Consider the following 20,231-nt stretch of genomic DNA (forward strand, 5'->3'; position numbering starts at 1 on the left):
CCACAAATTTACGGAGCGTAGTTTGGTCCCTTGCTTGTGATTGTTAGGAGCGGCATTACAGTTACTCACTAACCAACAAGCCCCCTTTCGAAAACTTTAAACCAATGCTGCTCAGCAAAAGATTTGTAAGATTTATAAACGCCATAGCAACACCAAGAGACCGCTCTGCATCATATTTATTGCAGGTTTTAGCTTGATGAAGAACTTTATTTCTCAAGACTTGAATGCCTTCCCTTTCTTTCCAGAGAGGAACATCAGCACCCTCACGGCAATAGTTGCTAATTCCACTCTCAAAATGGATATGGTGCTCTAGAATGCCGAAAACTAGTTCCTTAAAGCGATCAATACCTGCTTGCTTAACAAGCACAGTTGAAATTAGCTCAGCTAACGATTCCGTGTGAACAAGTCCATACACGATCGGTTTTAGCAGAACAGATTTTAATAAAACTTCTGTTACCGTTGATGAAAATATTAGCGATGCTGTAGGTTCGCTATCTTGAAGTGACTGAGATTTCTTTAAGAAGGTTATTGCATCTTCTGCCATATGAGCATGGGTTTTATAATATGACGCGAGGCGCTCTGATACAAATTCGGCTATAGCCTGTTCTTTGTGCTCATCATATAGTTCAGCAGCAAGCGAATCTATGAACTCAGAGTATGCTTGTTCCTGTTCTGCCTCATACCAATCCATAGACATAACTATCACTCCTTCGGAAACCGCGTGGGCTTCAAAACTTCTAACATTTTATTATTGCGCCCATGCAAGGTTCTATAGCTTGCAAGCTTTGCTACCTTGTAAGGTACATATGAATGTATCGCGAAAGCCGACATCGTCAGGAAAATATGACTCAATATGCGAAGGTAAAAACTGCCAGAGAGGAAAAAAGGATTACTGGTATTCATCCTGAATATCCGTCTGAACTGCCTTTAATCCCTGACTGAGCGACACAGATCCATCAAAACCACAGACTACGATACGGGTACTCCAGTTACCCACCAGGTTTCACTATATCCCAGCCTTACCAATGACTACAACTGCTGTTTTCTTTGCTTTTTCTAGCCAGCCGCGAAGCGGCGATCTGACAACGCCCCCCAATCATAAAAAAAGGCAGCCAACTGGCTGCCTGTTAAGTGAAGTTCAAATCACCCCTGATCTCCCCCACCTACAGGGAGGATTGTTCCGGTGATATAAGAGGCGTCATTGGAGGCAAGAAAGAGGATCGCGCTGGCCTGCTCATCGGGGGTGCAATAACGGCCCATCACTGTTGAATCGATGGTCTGGTCTACGATCTGTTGATACCACACCTTTTCATCATCGCTCATCGGCTGGGTGTTGCGGGGGATTTTCCGCTCACCGACATCGGTGCCACCGGGTGCTACCGCATTGACACGGATTCCGCGGTTGCCATTCTCCCAGGCGAGACAAGCTGTCAGGGCGTTAACGCCCCCCTTGGCGGCGGCGTAGGGAACCCGGTTGAGTCCTTTGGTGGCGATGGATGAGACATTGACGATTGCGCCTGCGTTTTGCTGCTGCATCACAGGCAGCACCGCATGACAACACCAGAGGGTTGGAAACAGTGAACGGCGTATCTCCGCTTCTACCTGCGCCTCTTCATAATGCTCATAGGGTTTAACCCAGATGGTGCCACCGACATTGTTGATCAGGCTATCGATACGCCCATATTTGTCCACGGCGGCATCCATCACCTTACAACACTCGGCATATTGCTCCAGATTGGCGAGCACCACCAGTGGCTCTGGAAAGCCCAGCCCGGTGATCTCAGCGGAAACCTCCTCCACCAGAGGCGAGAAATCGACCAGTACTAACAGCGCACCTTCCGCCGCCGCCCGAAACGCTACCTCCCGGCCAATACCCTGAGCGGCCCCTGTGACGACGACAACCTTTTCTTCAAAACGACGTACAGACATAGAGGTTACCTCAGGCAAATTTTTCGTAATGGAAGCTGGCGGGTGTCATGCCTTTTTCTGAGAAGTAGTGGTTGACCGCATCGACCATCGGCGGCGGACCGCAGAGATAGATATCAACATCACCATCACAGAGGTGTTCGGCTTCGATGTACTGGGTGACATAGCCTTTGGTTGGGTGTTCGCTCTCGGGTGAGGCAACACAGGTGGCGAAGCTGAACAGTGGCAGCGCTGCCGCCAGACGTTCCAGCCGGTCAACCTCGACCAGATCGATATCGTTGGTTACACCGTAGATAAGGTGTACCGGGTATTCCAGACCATCCCGTTGCATCTTTTCCAGCATCGCCGTGAACGGGGCCAGACCGGTACCGCCTGCCAGAAACAGTGCCCGGCGGTTCATATCCCGCAGATAGAAGCTGCCAAACGGACCAGAGATCTCCAGCGGTTCTCCCACCTGAGCGCTGTCACGCATATAACCACTCATCTTGCCATCGGGAATCACCCGGATCAGAAAGGAGACTTCGTTGGCATCACTCACCAGTGAACTGAAGGAGTAAGCCCGGGTTTCATCGCTACCCGGCACTTTAATATTGACATACTGTCCTGGCAGAAAGTGCAGCTTCGCCAGTTTCTCACCTTTCACCGAAAAGCTGATTGCGGTGTCTGAATGACGATTAATCGCTGACAGTTCAACCGGATAGGTCTCGGTAACGGTTTTGCATACCTTAGAGGACACCGGTACTGAGACGACGCAGTCGGAGGTGGGCACCATGCGACAGGTAAGCACCTGCCCCTGCTCTGCCTCTTCTTCAGAAAGCGCATCCTCGATGTAATCTTCCAGTGTATATTTGCCGGATTCGGCATGGCACTTACAGGTACCACAGGCACCATCGCGGCAATCCAGTGGAATATTAACCCGCTGACGATAGGCGGCATCAGCGACCAGTTCACCCTCGTTGCACTCGATAAAACGAGTGACACCGTCTTCAAAGTTTAATGCAATTTTATAAGACATAATCGATCCCGGCCCCCGTTAAACCGGGGGCCTTATTGTTATTATTAAAGATGATAGATATCGACCACATGATGGATATAGTCGTTTTTCAGCACGACTTTTTTCGCTTTGATCTTCGGTCGCTCAGAGGAGGTATCCAGGGTATAAAAGCTGGTGCCGAAGTAGGTGTAGACGTGCTCATAACGATAGGCATAGTTAACCCAGTTGAAACGCACCTGACACTGATCATCTGACGCTTCGATAATCTCAATGTTACTCAGATTATGCGAAGTGCGCGGCTGTGGCAGACTGGTGGCGCTGGATTTATCTGTATTGATACGGAACACCCGGTCTTCCAGTCCGCTGCGTGAGGCGTAATACATCAGCGAAATCTCAGACTGAGGGTCTTCGGTCAGCTCGCCGGTATCATCCCAGGAGGGCACCCAGTAGGTTGCATCTTCGGCATACATCTCCAGCCAGCTATCCCAGTCTTTGTCATCAAGATAGCGGGTCTCTTCATAGAGAAACTTATTTACCTGCTCGATTGAGATAGCCATGATTATTTCTCCTCCTGTTCGGCTGCCGCTTTCTTCATCACATCAACCCAGTAACGATGTTGCACGGTGTACAGCCCCTCATCTTCGGTTTTAGCACCGCTCATCACGGGATTCATACCCAGCTTTTTCGCCTCTTCATCCGGCCCTTTAATCCAGTGTTCCGCCCCCCGGCACATATCGTTCCATTCCAGGCTGCTGGCCATAAAGCCTTTCTGGCATGAACGAAACTCTTCCAGGTCATCCGGGGTTGCCATACCACTGGCATTGAAGAAATCTTCATACTGACGAATCCGCTGAGCACGTGCCTCGGCACTTTCGCCCTTCGGCGCGATACAGTAGATAGTGACTTCCGTTTTATTGACATCGATAGGACGGAACTGGCGGATCTGCGAGCTGAACTGATCCATCAGGAAGACGTTCGGATAGACGCACAGGTTACGCAGATTACCGATCATCCAGTCCGCTCGTGCCTCACCACTGCTGGCGATCAGCTCGTCACGGCGCTGGTAGATTGGCCGGTCTTTCGGGTTTGGCCACTGCATCCACAGGCAGATATGGCCGTGATCGAAGGCATAGAAACCACCCTTCTGCTTCGCCCAGGTGCTGGCGTCCATCGCTTTGGTTTTATCGGTTTCTTTATCCCGACGACCGGTGGTTGCCACATAGTTCCAGTGCACCGCACTGACGTGATAACCATCCGCGCCATTTTCAGCCTGAACCTTCCAGTTGCCGTCATACACGTAGGTTGAGCTGCCACGCAGTACTTCCAGACCTTCCGGTGACTGATCCACGATCATGTCGATAATTTTCGCCGCTTCTCCCAGATACTCTTCCAGAGAGACAACATCAGGGTTCAGACTGCCAAACAGAAAGCCCTTGTAGCTGGCAAAACGGGGCACCTCTTTCAGGTTGTGCGACCCTTCGCAGTTAAACGATTCCGGATAACCGGCATCATCAGGGTCTTTAACCTTGAGCAGCTTGCCATCGTTGTTGAAAACCCAGCCATGAAACGGACAGGTGTGGGCCGCACGATTGCCTTTTTTGGTCCGGCACAACATCGCCCCACGGTGACTACAGGCGTTGATAAAGGCTTTCAGCTCATTATCTTTGTTGCGGGTAATAAAGATCGGCTGGCGACCCATGGTGTAGGTAAAAAAGTCATTCTTGTTAGGAATCTGGCTTTCGTGAGCAAGATAGATCCAGTTACCTTCAAAGATATGCTTCATCTCCAGTTCGAACAGTTCCGGATCGGTAAACATATCCCGCTTGCAGCGATAGATACCCTCTTCGGGTTTCTCTTCCATCATTGAATCAATTTTATTAAACAGTGCTGTGTTCATTCGGTCCACCTCTATTGTTTTCCTCAAAGATACTCAACAGAGGGGTGACTCAATATCCGCTTTATGCCGACCTATATCCTATTTATGCACCTACAGTGCAGAAACGGGATAATGCTTCTTTGTCGACCAGGAAAGGGGTATCGGGGTAGTGACTAGTAGTGACTAATAGAACGGCAGTCTGCCGCCATAGAAGGCGGCTTCATAATCTAAAACAGGCTCACCACAGAGGGCACAGAGAGCACAGAGAAACCGCTAAACAGTACTTCTCCGTGTCCCCTGTGCGCGCTGTGGCAAAACCTTTATCCAGACTCAAGCCAGCGGTTTTTGGCGCGACTTCTGCCGTGATAAAACACGGGTGCCATCATCTAAAACAGACGCACCACAGAGGACACAGAGCGCACAGAGAAACCGCTAAACAGCACTTCTCCATGCACTCTGGGGCTGTGGTAAAACCTTATCCAGACTCAAGCCTGCGGTTTTTGGCGCGACGTCTGCCGTGATAAAACACGGGAGCCATCATCTAAAACAGACTCACCACAGAGGACACAGAGAGCACAGAGGAACCGCTAAACAGCACGTCTACTTATCCTCTGTGCACTTAGTATGCCCTCTGGGTACTGTGGTAAAACCTTTATAACATCCAGACTCAAAACAGCGGATTTTCTTTATCTCCCATAACCTGCGATAAACCAAAAAAAGACCTCCAGAAGGAGGCCAAACACATTGCGAAAGGGAGCAAAGCAAGCGTGAAAACGCGGTGACACAAGCGCCATATGAAACTCAAGATATCCGGCAGCGTTGCCCGAAAAAGCCCTCTTCCGGGCAACGTTGCCGATCAGGTGAGTACTGACAGGAAGCGTTCATTCAGAACCCGGTCATGATAGAAGATCGCCTTACCCAGATCCTCTGCCTTCCAGGTGACCGGCTCATGATCGGGGTAGTGATAATCGCCACCACAGAACACTTCGTTACGGTTGCCTGATGGGTCGAAGAAGTAGATGGTCTGACCATGGGTCAGGCCGTGGCGGGTCGGGCCGATATCGATGGAGGTGTTGGTCATGGAGATCAGATCCGCCGCACGCAGCACCGACTCCCAGGTTTCCAGAAAGAACGAGGCATGGTGGAATTTACCCGGCTCTGGGCAGTCGATAAACGCCACGTCATGGGCTTTCATACTGGCGGTCAGGAACGCCGCAACACGATTACCTTCCGGATCAACCACCTGTTCGGCCAGATCAAAGCCCAGCACATCTCGGAACAGCGCATAAGTATCTTCAACATTCGGCCCATACAACAAGCAGTGATCAAAACGGGTGGCTTTCATCCCCTTCAGATCCATCGGCCAGGCTTCCGGATTAACGTTGGATACCCCCCATTTACCGGGCTGCTCTTTTTCCGCATAGAGTTCAAAGCGGTGACCTGTCGGTGCTTCAAAACGGATGCGACGACCGCAGCCACTCAGCTCACCCGCTGCAATATGCTCCACCGCACAGCCGTACGCTATCAGGTCGCTCTCCAGCTGTTCTAACACGCTGTTGTTGAGCACCTTAAAGCCCATAAAGTCCATACCCGGCTCATCGGCCTGACGCAGAACAACCGAAAACTTATCCACTTCGGTCCAGCCTTTCAGATAGGCGCGCCCCTGATCATCACGCTCCACCTCAATCAGTCCCAGCAGATCCCGATAATGAGCCAGCGCTTCATCGATATCCAACACCCGGAGCTGCACATGACCGGGACGCATTACACCCTTTTTCATTTTGTTAATCCTCTGTTGTTATTTTAATCAGGCCGTTTCAACCTGTAGTTGTTTGACAACCTCAGTCCGCATATCGGAAAGAGGGTAAACCCGACCAGCCAGCAGATATCCCCCTTCAGCCTGACGTTCGCGGATATGGGTTTATCGGCCCAGTGTTTTTGCTGACTGCCCCCCAATGCCCCAGTGTTGCGCAGGCACATCACTGATCAACACCCGCACCGACTCCTTCGGGGCATTGATGGCTCTATTGACCGCCTCAGTAATCTCATGAATCAGCAACTCTTTCTGCTGATCCGTTCTGCCTTCAATGATGTTCACATGAATAATCGGCATAATTTCTCTTACTCCTTGCCCTGGATCATCCGATCTGAGCCACTAAATAAACTGACCGCATCCTGATAACGGACACTGAAGCCGTCGCCTTTATTGACCTGTGCCGCCGCAGTGATCGCACCGATCATGATGAAGGTGCCATACGCCCACCGGTAATAACCCGGCTGGAACCGGAGTTATCCGCGATAACACTCTTCAGACCGAACTTAAAATCCTTATAGCGGGAGTCGATCACTGACGACATAGGGTTACAGCATTCACCTTGTGCTGGCGATCTGTAGTCCTGCGCCCTTCTGACTACTGTTGTTCCGGTTTATTACTGACAGAACATTCGCCAGGGCATCTTTCATATCTCTACTATCGGTGCACGCAAGAGGTAAAAAAATCCGTTCAGCGAAACTCTCTATCCATTTTCTGCAGCGAAGCGAATGCCATGCGCTAGATGGACAAAGCTTGCAATCAGTGGCTATTGGAAAGCCCGCTTCGGACATAGGCTGGGTTCGACTTAATCCTCTAACTTTGAGACATTAGTGATGAACAATAAAAAGAAGATATTCCCGTCAGTTCTATCTGCCAGCATTGCCGCCACCATGATCACAATGAGTTCCGGCTCAATGGCTGCGGACAGTGATCCGATTAAAGTGGGTGTCATGCTGCCCTTCAGTGGTGTTTATGCCGGCCTGGGGGAATCGACCCGCAATGGTTTGAAACAGGCACTGAAAGAGCAAGGCAACAGCATCGCTGGCCGCCCGGTTGAATTTATCGAGATGGACACCGAAGCCAAACCTGCACGCGCGCCCGAAATCACCTCCTCGCTGGTTGACAACCAGAAAGCTGATTTCGTCATTGGCCCGGTACATTCCGGGGTCGCAATGGGGATGATCAAAACCATCAAAGGTAAAGACTCCATCATGATCATTCCCAATGCCGGTGCTAATGCGGCCACCGGAGCCTTCTGCCAGCCCAACGTCTTCCGCACATCATTCTCCTCATGGCAGACCGCGTTCCCGATGGGAAAAGAAGCCTATGACATGGGCTATAAAAAGATCGTCACCATGAGCTGGAACTACGGTTTCGGTAAAGAGTCTCTGGAGGCGTTCAACGAATCCTTCACCAAAGCCGGGGGTGAAGTGATTAAAGAGATGCTGGTGCCATTCCCGAAAACAGAGTTTCAGTCCTATCTGACCGAGATAGCCTCCATCAATCCTGATGCGGTATTTGTCTTCTTCGCGGGCGGCGGTGCGGTTAAGTTTGTTAAGGATTACGACGCCATGGGGTTAAAAGGCAAGATACCGTTGCTGGGTTCAGGCTTCCTCACCGAAGGCACCACCACTGCGCAGGGGCCTGCGGCTGAAGGGGTGATTACCACCCTGCACTACGCCGATGCGCTGGATATCCCTAAGAACCAACGCTTCCGTCAGGATTATGAAACCCTCTACGGCAAGCCCGCCGACCTGTTCGCCGTGCAGGGTTATGATGCGGGTCAGCTGATCGCACAGGCGGTAAGCGCGACGGGTGGCAATACCACCGATAAAGCCGCACTGATTCAGCAGATGGAGAAACTGGAAATAGACAGCCCACGGGGTGCATTCCACTTTTCAAAAGCCCATAACCCGATTCAGACCATCTACCTGCGCAAGGTGGTTGATGGCCAGAACACGGTGGTTAAAGTTGCTCAGGATCATCTGGAGGACCCTGCCCGCGGCTGCAAACTATAACACTCTGATCAGGAGCTCCGTTCAGGAGCTCAATTAAGGGTCTTCGCGGAGGCCCTTCATCGGATTTTCCAAGATTCATCTTTAGGCAGATATTATGGATACGTCACTTTTCCTGGTACAACTCCTCAACGGAGTACAGTACGGGCTATTACTGTTTCTGATAGCGTCAGGACTCACACTGGTGTTTGGCGTCATGGGTATTCTCAATCTGGCACATGGCTCTATGTATATGATTGGGGCATACCTTGCATACTATTTCACCACCCTGACCGACAGTTTTCTACTGGCCTTTCTTATCAGCGGTACGATGGCGCTGGTGATCGGCATCATCATCGAACGATTTCTGATTATCCACCTCTATAAGCGAGACCACCTGGACCAGGTGCTGCTGACCGTGGGGCTGATCTTTATCTTTAACGCCACCCAGAGCTTTGTCTGGGGCAACGACCCGCTGGGGGTTGAAGTTCCGGAACTACTGTCGGGTTCTATCAAACTGACCGATATCGTCGAATATCCGGTTTATCGTCTGTTTATCTCGCTGCTCTGCCTGCTGGTTGCCGCCACCATGTATTTCACCATCAATAAAACCCGCCTGGGGATGATGATCCGTGCCGGGGAATCAGATCGTGCCATGGTGGAAAACCTGGGTGTCGATATCAGCAAACTGTTCACCATTGTGTTTGCCATTGGGGTTTTCCTGGCATCCCTCGCGGGTATCGTTTCAGCGCCGATTGTCAGCCTGGTGCCCGGCATGGGCGAACATGTGCTGATCTCCTGCTTTGTTGTGGTTGTGATTGGTGGCCTTGGGTCGATTAAAGGCGCTTTTGTCGCGGCACTGATTGTCGGCATCGTTGATACCTATGCCTCAGTGCTGGTACCCCAAGCCTCCAGCATGTCGATCTATCTGTTGATGGCACTGATCCTTTTAGCAAAGCCCCAGGGCTTGTTTAAAAACTGAGGGGCAAGACTATGTCTATATTTTCCAGTAAATCTGAAAAGATATTTATCTATCTGTTTTTCGCAATCGGTTTGTTCATTCCACTGTTTCTGGAGGGCAACACCTTTTATATCAATAAGTTCTCAACAATTATCATCCTCTCCATTTTTGTCATGTCGCTGGATTATCTGGTGGGACGCACCGGCCTGATCACGTTGGGGCACGCGATGTTTTACGGCCTGGGTGGTTATATTTTCACCATTCTTGCCCCCGAATATGAAGCGGTTAACTTCTGGGTTTATACCTTCTATGTGATGCTGATCAGCGGTTTTATCGCCCTGATTGTTGGTCTGATTGTGCTGCGCACCAGTGGCATCTATATGATTATGATCACCCTGGCACTGGCGCAGATGACCTTCTACTTCTTTGCCGATTCAGTTGAATACGGCGGGCTTGACGGTCTGTTCGTTTACATCAAACCGGAAACCAGCATCTTCGGATTGAGTTTTCTCGATCTCGACAATGAAACCCACTTTTACTACCTCTGCCTGCTGTCGCTGTTCAACTGTTTTGTGTTCTTTAAAGTTATCATGAACTCCTCATTCGGACGGGTCATCGACGCCCTGAAAGAGAACCCCGACCGGGCCATTGCACTGGGTTATAACATCTTCCACTTCCGCCTGATCGCCTACGTGCTCTCCTCATCTCTGGCGGCCTATGCCGGTTATCTGTTTGCCCTGCAGTTTGGCTTCGTCAACCCCAGCATGATGTCCTGGGACATATCAGCAACGGCGCTGGTGATGGCGTTACTGGGAGGGCTTGGTTCGGTTTTTGGCGCCATTATCGGCAGCTTTATGTATGAGGGGCTGCACTACTATATCGAGCACCTGACTGAGTACTGGATGTTCTTTATGGGTGTGCTGATCATTGCACTGGTGCTCACCCTCAAACACGGTATCGCGGGATTCCTTAATGCTCTGGGAGGTAAACGTTCATGAATCAGACAATCCTTGAAGCGGAAAACCTGTGTAAATTCTGGGGTGGACTGAAGGCACTGAATGAACTGAATATTCAGTTTAAAGATAAGCAACTACACAGCATTGTCGGCCCCAACGGCGCAGGCAAAAGCACCCTGTTGAACACCCTCTGTGGTGCCTACCCCGCCACCAGCGGCGTGATCCTTTATCACGGCAAACCGATCACCCACCTGAAGGGGTATGAGTTTTGCCGCGAGGGGATTGGCCGCAGCTTTCAGAAAACCAATATTTTCCATAACGCGACCTGTCTGGAAAACTGCTGTATCGCCGCCCAGCAACGCATCGGCGGCAGCTTTAACCTGTTCAGAAAACGCAGCAAAAACCGTCAGATCACCGAGATAGCCCGGAAGGCATTGCAACAGGTCGGCTTAACTGCGCGGGCGGATACCCGGGCAACCGAGGTCAGCTATGGTGAGCAGCGCCAGCTGGAGATCGCCATGGTACTCGCCACCTCACCGAAAGTCCTGTTACTGGACGAGCCGATGGCGGGGATGGGCCATGAAGAATCACAAACCATTATCAGTCTGCTAAAAGAGCTGAAGCAGCAATACTGCATTGTCCTCGTCGAACACGATATGGATGCAGTGTTTGAACTGTCAGATCTGATGACGGTGATGGTCGATGGCCAACACTTAATAACCGATACCGTAGACAATATCCGCAACAACCCGCTTGTTCAGGATGCTTATCTCGGTAACGATGATGAGGTATTTTAACCATGCAGAATATTCTTGAAGTTCACGGCCTGCAGACACTCTACGGCGAGAGCCATATCCTGCATGGCGTCTCCTTTGATATTAAAAGTGGAGAAACGGTCAGTATTATGGGCCGCAACGGCATGGGAAAATCCACCACCCTGAAATCGATTCTGGGGATCGCACCACCCCGCAGCGGTTCAGTGATTTACAAAGGGGAGGATATTACCCGTCTGCCTACCTGGAAACGGATGCGCCGGGATATCGCCTATGTTCCCGAGGGACGGGGGATGTTTCACAACCTGACGGTAAAAGAGCATCTGCAGATAGCAGCGCGGAAAAACTCCAGGGGTGACGCTAACTGGACCTACGATCAGGTGCTGGAGGTGTTTCCCCGTCTGACCGAACGACTGACCAATAAGGGCACTCAACTGTCTGGCGGCGAACAGCAGATGCTGGCCATCGGTCGTGCCCTGCTGACCAACCCGGACCTGCTGATCCTTGACGAAGCAACCGAGGGGCTGGCACCACTGATTCGTAAAGAGATCTGGCAGGTGATCAGACAGATTAAAGACTCTGGTGTATCCACCATCATCGTGGATAAAAACATTAAAGTACTCAATGAACTGTGCGAGAAACATATCCTGATTGTAAAAGGAAAAGTGATGTTTCAGGGGGATTCCCGATCACTTGATGACAATAAAGCGTTTATTGAACAAAGCCTGGCAGTCTAATACGATAGCGGGAGGCCTGCCTGATAATAAAGGTCTCCCGCTATAAGGAATAAAGCACTGTATGATCGACACCACGATTACGATTCCCAAAGATCAGAAACAGGGTATCAGTTCACTGGAACTGGGTTTAAAAATCCTGGAACATATCGCCGAATATGGAAAACCCATCACATTAAAAGCACTGGCTGAACTATCAGAGATGTCTCCCAGCCGGTTACATAAATATCTGGTGAGTCTGGTAAAACTGGGTTACATCAGTCAGCAGAGTGACTCAAAATATACCCTGGCCACCAGCAGTCTGAAAATCGGTATCTCAGCACTGCGCCTCATCGATCCTATTCAGAGCGCATTTTTATGTGCAGAAAAGCTGCACCGGGAATACGACCGGACCATTACCGTCGCCATCTGGAACGGCAACTACCCGCTGGTGATCAAATGGCTGGATTCCAGCCGCTCCCTTAACGTTAATATCCGTCTCGGGTCGCAACTATCCCCCTTTACCTCGGCTTCCGGACGCATATTCCTGGCGTTTCTGCCGGATCAACGACGTCAGGAGATCGTCGATGAATTTTTCGCAAACCCTCCTGCCCTGCCCAGGCATATGGGACAGCCGCTGAATAAAAGTGAGTTTATGAAACTGCTTGAGGAGATCAGGGAGGAGAAAGTCTGTCGCTTCATGCAGGACTATCTGCCGGATATCAACGTCGTCAGTGCCCCCATCTTTGATGTCGATAACAATATCAGCTCGATCATCAACCTACTCGGCCAGACCAGTGATACGCCGGTAGAAAAAGGCAGCATCTATGAGCAGGCGGTACTCCACGCCTGCCAGACAGCAACACAACAACTGAGAGGTTATAGCTGAGTTTGCATCAAAAAAGGCACCCAAATAAGGTGCCTGAATAAGGTGCCTGAACAAAGTGCCTGAATAAGCTGCCTGATGTAAGCGACTGAACGGTCGCTCACCCGACCTTGATGAGCTAGTGCCCCCTCTTCTTCAACGTTTCAGATGGCAGTTCGCCAAACATCTTGCGATATTCGCTGGAAAAACGCCCCAGATGCATAAAGCCAAAATCTAGAGCTACTTCGGTGACATTGCGACAGCCACCCTCGCCATCCTGCAACATTTTGTGCACGTGCATCAGCTTCTGCTGCTTAATATAGTGCATCGGGGTGACTGATTTATGCCGCGCGAAGATATTATAGAGCGTCCGCTGACTCACCCGGCTGAGACTGGCCAGATCATCGACCGAAAGGTCATCTTTAATATGATCCGCTATATAGCTGTCAATTGCCGAGAAGCAGTGAGGTGCCTGCTCCTCCGCGGGAATCTGAATATTATTGGAAAAGCAGTCCAGCAGTTTAACCGCCAGCAAACTGCTGTAGGGCGCCAGTTGAGAGAAGTCTGATTGCGCCGCTTCCGCTTCCATAAAGATCAGTTCGAGCAGGTGGATCAGAGAACGATGGTCAGAGGTTTTACGTACCGCATGATCAAACTTAACCCCATCCTTTGGCAGATAAGCGACCTTCTCCGCCAACGCCGAGATCATGACGCTTTTAGGGATCTTAACAATCACTTTCTCACAGTCGGCAGAGTAGTTAAGATCAACCCTGTCATTAGGGTTAAGCAGCAGAACCTCGCCAGCACGGACTCTCAGATCTTTATCCGCCAGACTCCAGTCACAAACCCCATTAGTAACAATTTGCAGATGATAGATATCTTCCAGATCGGCTGACTGAACCCTGACATTGCCACCATAGGTTATCCGCGACAGCGCCACATCGGATAGATTCCGATGCCAGATAGACGCTTTCTGATCGCACTCACCCTTTACAGATATCCGATGTGTTCCAATATGTTTGTTGACGTAATCGGATATAACCTGGGGATCCTGCGCCTGATAAATGGCGCTCCCCTGCAGCACTTCGTTAAACATCATAACTTCTCTATTTTTATTATTTATGAATCAGTTTATATATAATAAAACATCAGCTGTCAATTTACCCTCGGTTTCTGTGACTTTTACCTGAAGAATTTACATGTTAAAACGCAGACCTTCAGGTTCACCTCATATTAAAGCGATGAGTAAATATAACGCGCGGTGCAGGAGCTAATAGAAAGTAGCAATGCTGAAATAGAGAGTTTGGAAAATAGAAAGCTTGTAAGTAGAAAGCTTATGAGTAGAAAGAACAACAAACGGCAGCAAGGGAATTATGCTGGCCATAGCGATCAAAAGTAGAAGAAGACAAACAAGTGGCAATAGACGCTATCTTTTCTGATCAGGATGATCTGTAACAACGCAGCCACGACGCTATCGGGTGAATCCCGTAGCGTCATGGCTTCGTTTGCAATCGTCGCGCTGTTTATACGCTCGGTAGCAGTTGCTCCGGCATGTACGCGTTATAAACCCCACTCTGAATCAGCTGCTTGGCATTTTCGATATCCGGTGAGAAGTAACGGTCCTTATCATAGAAAGGCACTACTTCACGCAGCTGTGCCTTAGCGGCTTCGACCCGCTCTGATGACTTCAGCGGTGCCCGGAAATCGACACCCTGACAAGCCGCCAGCAGTTCCACCGCCAGAATACCCGCGGTGTTATCCGCCATATCCTTTAACCGGCGAGCGGCGTAAGTGGCCATCGACACATGATCTTCCTGATTGGCGGAGGTTGGCAGACTGTCAACGCTGGCGGGATGTGCCAGTGACTTGTTCTCAGAGGCCAGTGCTGCACCGGTCACCTGGGCGATCATAAAACCAGAGTTAACGCCGCCATTATTTACCAGAAACGGTGGCAACTTACTCAGATTGGAGTCGATCAACAGCGCCATGCGCCGTTCAGACAGTGAACCTATCTCAGCGATGGCCAGCGCCAGATTATCGGCCACCATGGCAACCGGTTCGGCATGAAAATTACCGGCAGAGATAAACTCGTCGGTTTCGATAAACACCAACGGATTATCAGACACCGCATTGGCTTCTACCAGCAGGACTTCTGACGCCTGACGAATCTGTTGCAGACAAGCCCCCATGACCTGAGGCTGACAGCGAAGTGAATAGGGGTCCTGAACTTTCTCACACCCTTCATGGGAATCGCCAATGTCGGAACGCTCCCCCAGCAGATGACGGTAGGCGGTAGCTGCATCGATCTGCCCCTGTTGCCCGCGCACTTCATGTACCCGGGGATCAAACGGCCGACGGCTACCCAGTGCCGCTTCCACAGACAGGGATCCGGATATAATCGCCGCGGCAAACAGATCTTCGGCGGCAAACAGCCCCTGCAGTGCAAATGCGGTAGACGCCTGCGTACCATTCAACAATGCCAATCCCTCTTTAGGTGCCAGAGCGATCGGCTCAAGTCCGGCGATCCGCAGGCCCTCGGCGCCAGACATGCGCTCACCTTTGTAAGTCACTTCACCTTCACCCAGCAGTACGGTGCTCATATGTGCCAGTGGCGCCAGATCGCCGGAGGCTCCTACCGAACCTTTCTGCGGGACACAGGGGTAAACTTCAGCATTAACCAGTTTGATCAGCGCTTCTATAATTTCCAGACGGATCCCGGAAAAACCCCGTGCCAGCGAGTTGATCTTCAGGGTCATCATCAGCCGTACAGTCGATTCTGCCATGAGTTCACCTACACCCGCAGCATGGGACAGAACAATACTGCGCTGTAACAGCGCCAGATCTTCAATGGCGATACGGGTATTTGCCAGCAGACCAAAGCCGGTGTTGATCCCATAGACAACCCGCCCCGCTTCGATGACCCGTTCAACCGCCGCACTACTGGCATGAATCCTTTCATGACAGGCAGGATCGAGAGACAGCGACACCGGCTCATGGTTAATTCGGCGTAATTCAGCCAGGGAGAGATGCCCCGGGTTAACAGTAAGTTGATACATCAGGATAGTTCCTAAAAAATATTTATCGACTGCATCACATCAGGCCCGACGTCGATCAGGCCCAATGAGCAATACACTATCAGTTATAGTTGATTTTTTATCTGTTCAGCATCGGCAGATCCAGCCCCTGCTCCCGGGCGCAATCGATGGCAATATCATAACCGGCATCCGCATGACGCATCACGCCGGTGCCCGGATCATTGCGCAGCACCCGCGCCAGGCGTTTTTCCGCAGCCTCAGTACCATCCGCAACAATGACCACGCCCGCGTGCTGACTAAAGCCCATGCCTACACCTCCGCCATGATGCAGCGACACCCAGGTGGCTCCACCCGCAGTATTCAACAGGGCATTCAGCAACGGCCAGTCGGACACCGCATCGGAGCCATCCAGCATCGCTTCGGTTTCCCGGTTGGGACTGGCTACCGAACCTGAATCAAGGTGATCCCTGCCGATTACCACCGGCGCTTTCAACTCTCCATTTCTGACCATCTCGTTAAATGCCAGCGCCAGGCGCTGACGATCCTTCAACCCTACCCAGCAGATCCGCGCCGGCAGCCCCTGAAAAGCGATCCGTTCACGGGCCATATCCAGCCAGTTATGCAGATGCGGATCATCCGGAATCAGCTCTTTCACTTTCTGATCAGTTTTATAGATATCTTCCGGATCACCGGACAACGCTACCCAGCGGAAAGGACCGATCCCCTCACAAAACAGCGGCCGGATATAGGCGGGTACAAATCCGGGGAAGTCGAAGGCGTTCTCAACGCCTTTTTCAAAGGCCATCTGACGGATATTGTTACCATAGTCCGTCGTCGCCGCCCCCTGACTTTGCAGAGCCAGCATCGCCCGCACCTGAACCGCCATCGACTCTTTTGCCGCATCGACCACCGCCGCTTCATCTTTCAGGCGCATCTGCGCTGCGTACTCCAGCGTCCAGCCCTTCGGCAGATAGCCGTTCAACGGATCATGGGCACTGGTCTGGTCCGTCACCACGTCGGGTGTGATACCCCGTTCAACAATCTCCGGGAAGATATCCGCGCAGTTGCCCAGCAATCCCACCGAAACCACTTCGCCCTTCGCTTTAGCGCTGGCGATCATATCCAGCGCTTCATCCAGGGTATAGGCTTTTTTGTCGACATAGCGGGTTCGCAGACGGAAATCGATGCGGGTCTCATCACATTCAACCGTAATACAGGAGAACCCGGCCATGGTTGCCGCCAGGGGCTGAGCCCCCCCCATTCCCCCCAGACCACCGGTCAGTACCCAGCGGCCAGAGGCATCACCCCCAAAGTGCTTTTTCGCCATTGCGGCAAAGGTCTCGTAGGTCCCCTGCACAATCCCCTGCGAACCGATATAGACCCATGATCCCGCGGTCATCTGGCCGTACATCATCAGGCCCTGCTTATCCAGTTCATTGAAGTGTTCCCAGGTCGCCCAATGGGGCACCAGATTGGAGTTGGCGATCAGTACCCGGGGAGCATCCGCATGGGTTTTAAACACCCCCACCGGTTTACCGGACTGAATCAGCAGCGTTTCATCCTCTTCCAGTCGCTGCAGCACTTCAATAATTTTGTCATAACACGCCCAGTTGCGTGCTGCACGACCGATACCGCCGTAAACCACCAGATCCTCCGGCTTCTCGGCAACATCCGGATGCAGGTTGTTCATCAGCATCCGCATCGGCGCTTCGGTCAGCCAGCTTTTACAACTCAGCTCAGTTCCGGTCGGCGCTTTAATAAGGCGATTGGCGTCGTGACGGCTATCATTCATTTTTCTTATCCTCGTTTAACAATACAGTGGAACAGACGCGCAGAAACGCGTGCGGTCCGGTTATCGATATCAAATTCAGGGTTGTATTCGGCAACATCGGCCAGTTTCAGTTTGCCGGTTGCGACAATCGTTGCGATCAGGGGCTCCAGTATCTCCAGCCCTACCCCCCGGGCGGCGGGAGCACTGACACCGGGAGCGACCGCTGCAGGCAGCACATCCAGATCAATTGTCAGATAGAGCTGATCGCAATCAGCCATAAACTGTTGCAGCAAATGGGTAGTTTCAGTCAGCCGAGTAATATCCAGCTCGCTGTCCTTACGGTAAGTCACATTCAACTGATCAGCCCGCTGAAACAGCGCGGCGGTGTTCGACATCTCACTGACACCGAGACAGCAGTACTTAAACGGCCAGTTATTCGCCTGACACTGTTGCGCAATCTGATAAAACGGCGTGCCAGAGCTACAGCCGTTGCTATCCGGACGCAGATCGAAGTGAGCATCAAAGTTGATAATGCCGATATTAGGCCTGCTGCCGGATGTTTCACTCTGCCGCTGCAGATAGTGGTTCAATCCGCTCCAGCTGCCATAAGCAACCTCATGCCCCCCGCCCAGTACAAACGGAAAGTGACCTGCGCTCAGACAATCCTGCACCTGATCAGCCAGCGCCTGATGGGCCGCTTCTAACTCATCGCCCTCGCATACCACATTACCGGCATCCCAGGCCGGTCGGGAGACAGGCCAGGGCAGACTGGCCAGCGCACTACGCAGCAGATCCGGTGCCCGGCGAGCGCCAACACGGCCCCGGTTTCGGCGCACTCCTGCATCGCTGCAAAAACCGATAATCGCCACACTGTCAGCGGTCTCAGCCGCAGTTCCGGCAGTCAGCGGTTGAATCTGCTGATGCAGACGATTGGCCAGTTCTGGCAGCTCTTCCGTATCGATACGGCCTTTCCAGATAGCATCAAACGCCGTTGAGTATTCAGACATGGGTTACCTCCCCGGCGACAATTCGCTGGCGGATCGGATTGACGCCAAACTGACAGGCCAGCTCAGCCGGATGAGCGATATCCCAGAGCACCATATCCGCCAGCATCCCCTCACGGAGCATGCCAATATCCGCAGCTGAACCGAGAGCCTGCGCCCCATGACGGGTAACCCCGTTGAGCGCCTCTTCCGGCGTCAGGCGAAACAGTGTGCAGGCCATATTCATCATCAGCTGCAGAGATGCCAGCGGTGAGGAGCCGGGATTCAGGTCGGTGGCAATGGCCATCGGTACCCGATAGTTACGCAACAGTTCGATTGGCGGCAGCTTTGTTTCGCGCAAGAAATAAAAGGCACCGGGCAGGAGAGTTGCGACGGTGCCCTGCCCGGCCATCGCTTTAACCCCCGCCTCATCTAACCACTCCAGATGATCAGCCGACCAGGCACCATAACGGGCCGCCAGTTCTGCCCCGTGCAGATTACTTAATTGCTCTGCATGGGCATGAATACCCAAGCCGTGCTCGCAGGCAGCCCGGAACACCCGATCACACTGGGCCGGCGTAAAGGCGATGCTTTCGCAGAACACATCCACCGCATCAGCCAGCCCTTCACGGGCCGCGGCAGGAATCAATTCATGACACACCAGATCGATATAGCCCTCGGCATCATCGCGAAACTCTGGTGGCAGCGCATGGGCACCCAGCAACGTTGTCGACACCCTGACCGGGTTTTGCTCAGCCAGCTGTTTAGCCGCCCGCAGCATATTGAGTTCAGCCGCAAGGCTGAGACCGTAGCCAGACTTAATCTCGACCGTGGTCACCCCTTCCGCCATCAATGCTTGCAGGCGGGGCTGCGACAGCTCAACCAGCTCTTCAACCGTCGCGTTACGGGTGGCGTTAACCGTGGACAAAATACCGCCGCCCTGACGGGCAATCTCGGCATAACTCACACCCAACAGGCGCTGTTCAAACTCCTCAGCACGATTGCCGGCATAGACAAGATGGGTATGCGCATCGATCAGGCCTGGTGTCATCCAGCCGCCCCGGGCATCGATCAGCTCAGCGGTCACAGCCTTCAGATCCAGCCCAGACATCGGTGCAATGGCCACGATCTGCCCGTCCCGGACTCCGACCGCCTGATCTTTCAGGCCGCCATAGGGCGCTTCGATGTTTGGATCCATCGTTGCACAGTTGACGTTGATCCAGATTTTTTCACAGCGATTGAACACAAAAACACCTCAGACATACTTTGTATATACATATATATACCATTACAAAATCTGAGAGCCAAACTATTTTTATTAATACTCCTGAGATTAATCCTGAATAAAAATTGATATGACGGAATAATTTCTTATAAACAACTGAAAAATATGATTTTTAATTAACTAAACATGACTACAAAATTCTTGCTGCCCCGCCTGAATCAGACACAAAAAAATTGCATGACAGAGCGCTGCATAGGTCTGAGCCTATGTATAGACATAAGAAGCAAAGCTTTGTGAATCTCTGATATAGGCCCCAATGTAAACAATAGGGATAACGATAAAGAGA

18 protein-coding genes are annotated in these 20,231 nt (G+C 51.7%); 6 read left to right on the plus strand and 12 right to left on the minus strand.

The genetic code is table 11. The features are described from left to right. Positions 1–61: 61 nt before the first annotated feature. From BMY09_RS06765 to BMY09_RS06795, 7 genes are all read right to left on the minus strand, one after another. A complete protein-coding gene (locus tag BMY09_RS06765) occupies positions 62–697 on the minus strand; it encodes a hypothetical protein (protein ID WP_091355722.1) in 636 nt (211 codons plus the stop codon). Positions 698–1,143: 446 nt separating this feature from the next. Beyond that, positions 1,144–1,929, minus strand: coding sequence for a 1,6-dihydroxycyclohexa-2,4-diene-1-carboxylate dehydrogenase (locus tag BMY09_RS06770; RefSeq protein WP_091355725.1), 786 nt, complete (start codon positions 1,927–1,929; stop codon positions 1,144–1,146). A 10-nt stretch (positions 1,930–1,939) separates the two neighbouring features. Continuing rightward, positions 1,940–2,941, minus strand: a complete 1,002-nt coding sequence (benC, locus tag BMY09_RS06775) for a benzoate 1,2-dioxygenase electron transfer component BenC (protein WP_091355727.1) — start codon at positions 2,939–2,941, stop codon at positions 1,940–1,942. Positions 2,942–2,985: 44 nt separating this feature from the next. Next, positions 2,986–3,477, minus strand: coding sequence for a benzoate 1,2-dioxygenase small subunit (benB, locus tag BMY09_RS06780; protein ID WP_091355729.1), 492 nt, complete (start codon positions 3,475–3,477; stop codon positions 2,986–2,988). A 2-nt stretch (positions 3,478–3,479) separates the two neighbouring features. Next, positions 3,480–4,817, minus strand: a complete 1,338-nt coding sequence (benA, locus tag BMY09_RS06785) for a benzoate 1,2-dioxygenase large subunit (RefSeq protein WP_091355732.1) — start codon at positions 4,815–4,817, stop codon at positions 3,480–3,482. A gap of 835 nt (positions 4,818–5,652) precedes the next feature. After that, entirely contained in the window at positions 5,653–6,576 is a 924-nt protein-coding gene (locus BMY09_RS06790) for a catechol 2,3-dioxygenase (RefSeq protein ID WP_091355735.1), read from the minus strand. A 141-nt stretch (positions 6,577–6,717) separates the two neighbouring features. Continuing rightward, positions 6,718–6,909 carry a 4-oxalocrotonate tautomerase gene (locus BMY09_RS06795; RefSeq protein ID WP_091355737.1) on the minus strand — a complete coding sequence of 64 codons (192 nt, stop codon included), beginning with the start codon at positions 6,907–6,909 and terminating at the stop codon, positions 6,718–6,720. A 533-nt stretch (positions 6,910–7,442) separates the two neighbouring features. Here BMY09_RS06795 and BMY09_RS06805 point away from each other — a divergent pair. From BMY09_RS06805 to BMY09_RS06830, 6 genes are all read left to right on the plus strand, one after another. Then, positions 7,443–8,627: an ABC transporter substrate-binding protein gene (locus tag BMY09_RS06805; RefSeq protein WP_091355740.1), complete on the plus strand. Its 1,185-nt coding sequence runs from the start codon at positions 7,443–7,445 to the stop codon at positions 8,625–8,627. A gap of 94 nt (positions 8,628–8,721) precedes the next feature. Next, on the plus strand, positions 8,722–9,585 hold the full coding sequence (locus BMY09_RS06810) for a branched-chain amino acid ABC transporter permease (protein ID WP_091355742.1): 864 nt from the start codon (positions 8,722–8,724) through the stop codon (positions 9,583–9,585). A gap of 11 nt (positions 9,586–9,596) precedes the next feature. Continuing rightward, a complete protein-coding gene (locus BMY09_RS06815) occupies positions 9,597–10,562 on the plus strand; it encodes a branched-chain amino acid ABC transporter permease (RefSeq protein WP_091355745.1) in 966 nt (321 codons plus the stop codon). After that, positions 10,559–11,317, plus strand: a complete 759-nt coding sequence (locus BMY09_RS06820) for an ABC transporter ATP-binding protein (RefSeq protein WP_091355748.1) — start codon at positions 10,559–10,561, stop codon at positions 11,315–11,317. Before BMY09_RS06815 ends, BMY09_RS06820 begins: the two co-directional genes overlap by 4 nt. A gap of 2 nt (positions 11,318–11,319) precedes the next feature. Beyond that, a complete protein-coding gene (locus tag BMY09_RS06825; RefSeq protein ID WP_091355750.1) occupies positions 11,320–12,030 on the plus strand; it encodes an ABC transporter ATP-binding protein in 711 nt (236 codons plus the stop codon). 61 nt (positions 12,031–12,091) lie between these two features. Further along, positions 12,092–12,895, plus strand: a complete 804-nt coding sequence (locus BMY09_RS06830; RefSeq protein ID WP_091355753.1) for an IclR family transcriptional regulator — start codon at positions 12,092–12,094, stop codon at positions 12,893–12,895. A gap of 115 nt (positions 12,896–13,010) precedes the next feature. Here BMY09_RS06830 and BMY09_RS06835 read toward each other — a convergent pair whose 3' ends face one another. The 5 genes from BMY09_RS06835 to hutI form a co-directional block, all read right to left on the minus strand. Then, positions 13,011–13,970: an AraC family transcriptional regulator gene (locus BMY09_RS06835; RefSeq protein ID WP_091355755.1), complete on the minus strand. Its 960-nt coding sequence runs from the start codon at positions 13,968–13,970 to the stop codon at positions 13,011–13,013. A gap of 424 nt (positions 13,971–14,394) precedes the next feature. Then, on the minus strand, positions 14,395–15,927 hold the full coding sequence (gene hutH / locus BMY09_RS06840) for a histidine ammonia-lyase (protein WP_091355758.1): 1,533 nt from the start codon (positions 15,925–15,927) through the stop codon (positions 14,395–14,397). 97 nt (positions 15,928–16,024) lie between these two features. Beyond that, complete coding sequence (gene hutU, locus BMY09_RS06845) at positions 16,025–17,698, minus strand: urocanate hydratase (RefSeq protein ID WP_091355761.1); 1,674 nt, start codon at positions 17,696–17,698, stop codon at positions 16,025–16,027. Between the two features lie 5 nt (positions 17,699–17,703). Next, positions 17,704–18,684: a formimidoylglutamase gene (gene hutG / locus BMY09_RS06850; protein ID WP_091355764.1), complete on the minus strand. Its 981-nt coding sequence runs from the start codon at positions 18,682–18,684 to the stop codon at positions 17,704–17,706. Further along, positions 18,677–19,858: an imidazolonepropionase gene (gene hutI / locus BMY09_RS06855; RefSeq protein WP_217647404.1), complete on the minus strand. Its 1,182-nt coding sequence runs from the start codon at positions 19,856–19,858 to the stop codon at positions 18,677–18,679. Before hutI ends, hutG begins: the two co-directional genes overlap by 8 nt. Between the last annotated feature and the right edge of the window lie 373 nt (positions 19,859–20,231).

It is taken from the genome of Amphritea atlantica (assembly GCF_900111095.1).
Classification (GTDB): domain Bacteria; phylum Pseudomonadota; class Gammaproteobacteria; order Pseudomonadales; family Balneatricaceae; genus Amphritea; species Amphritea atlantica.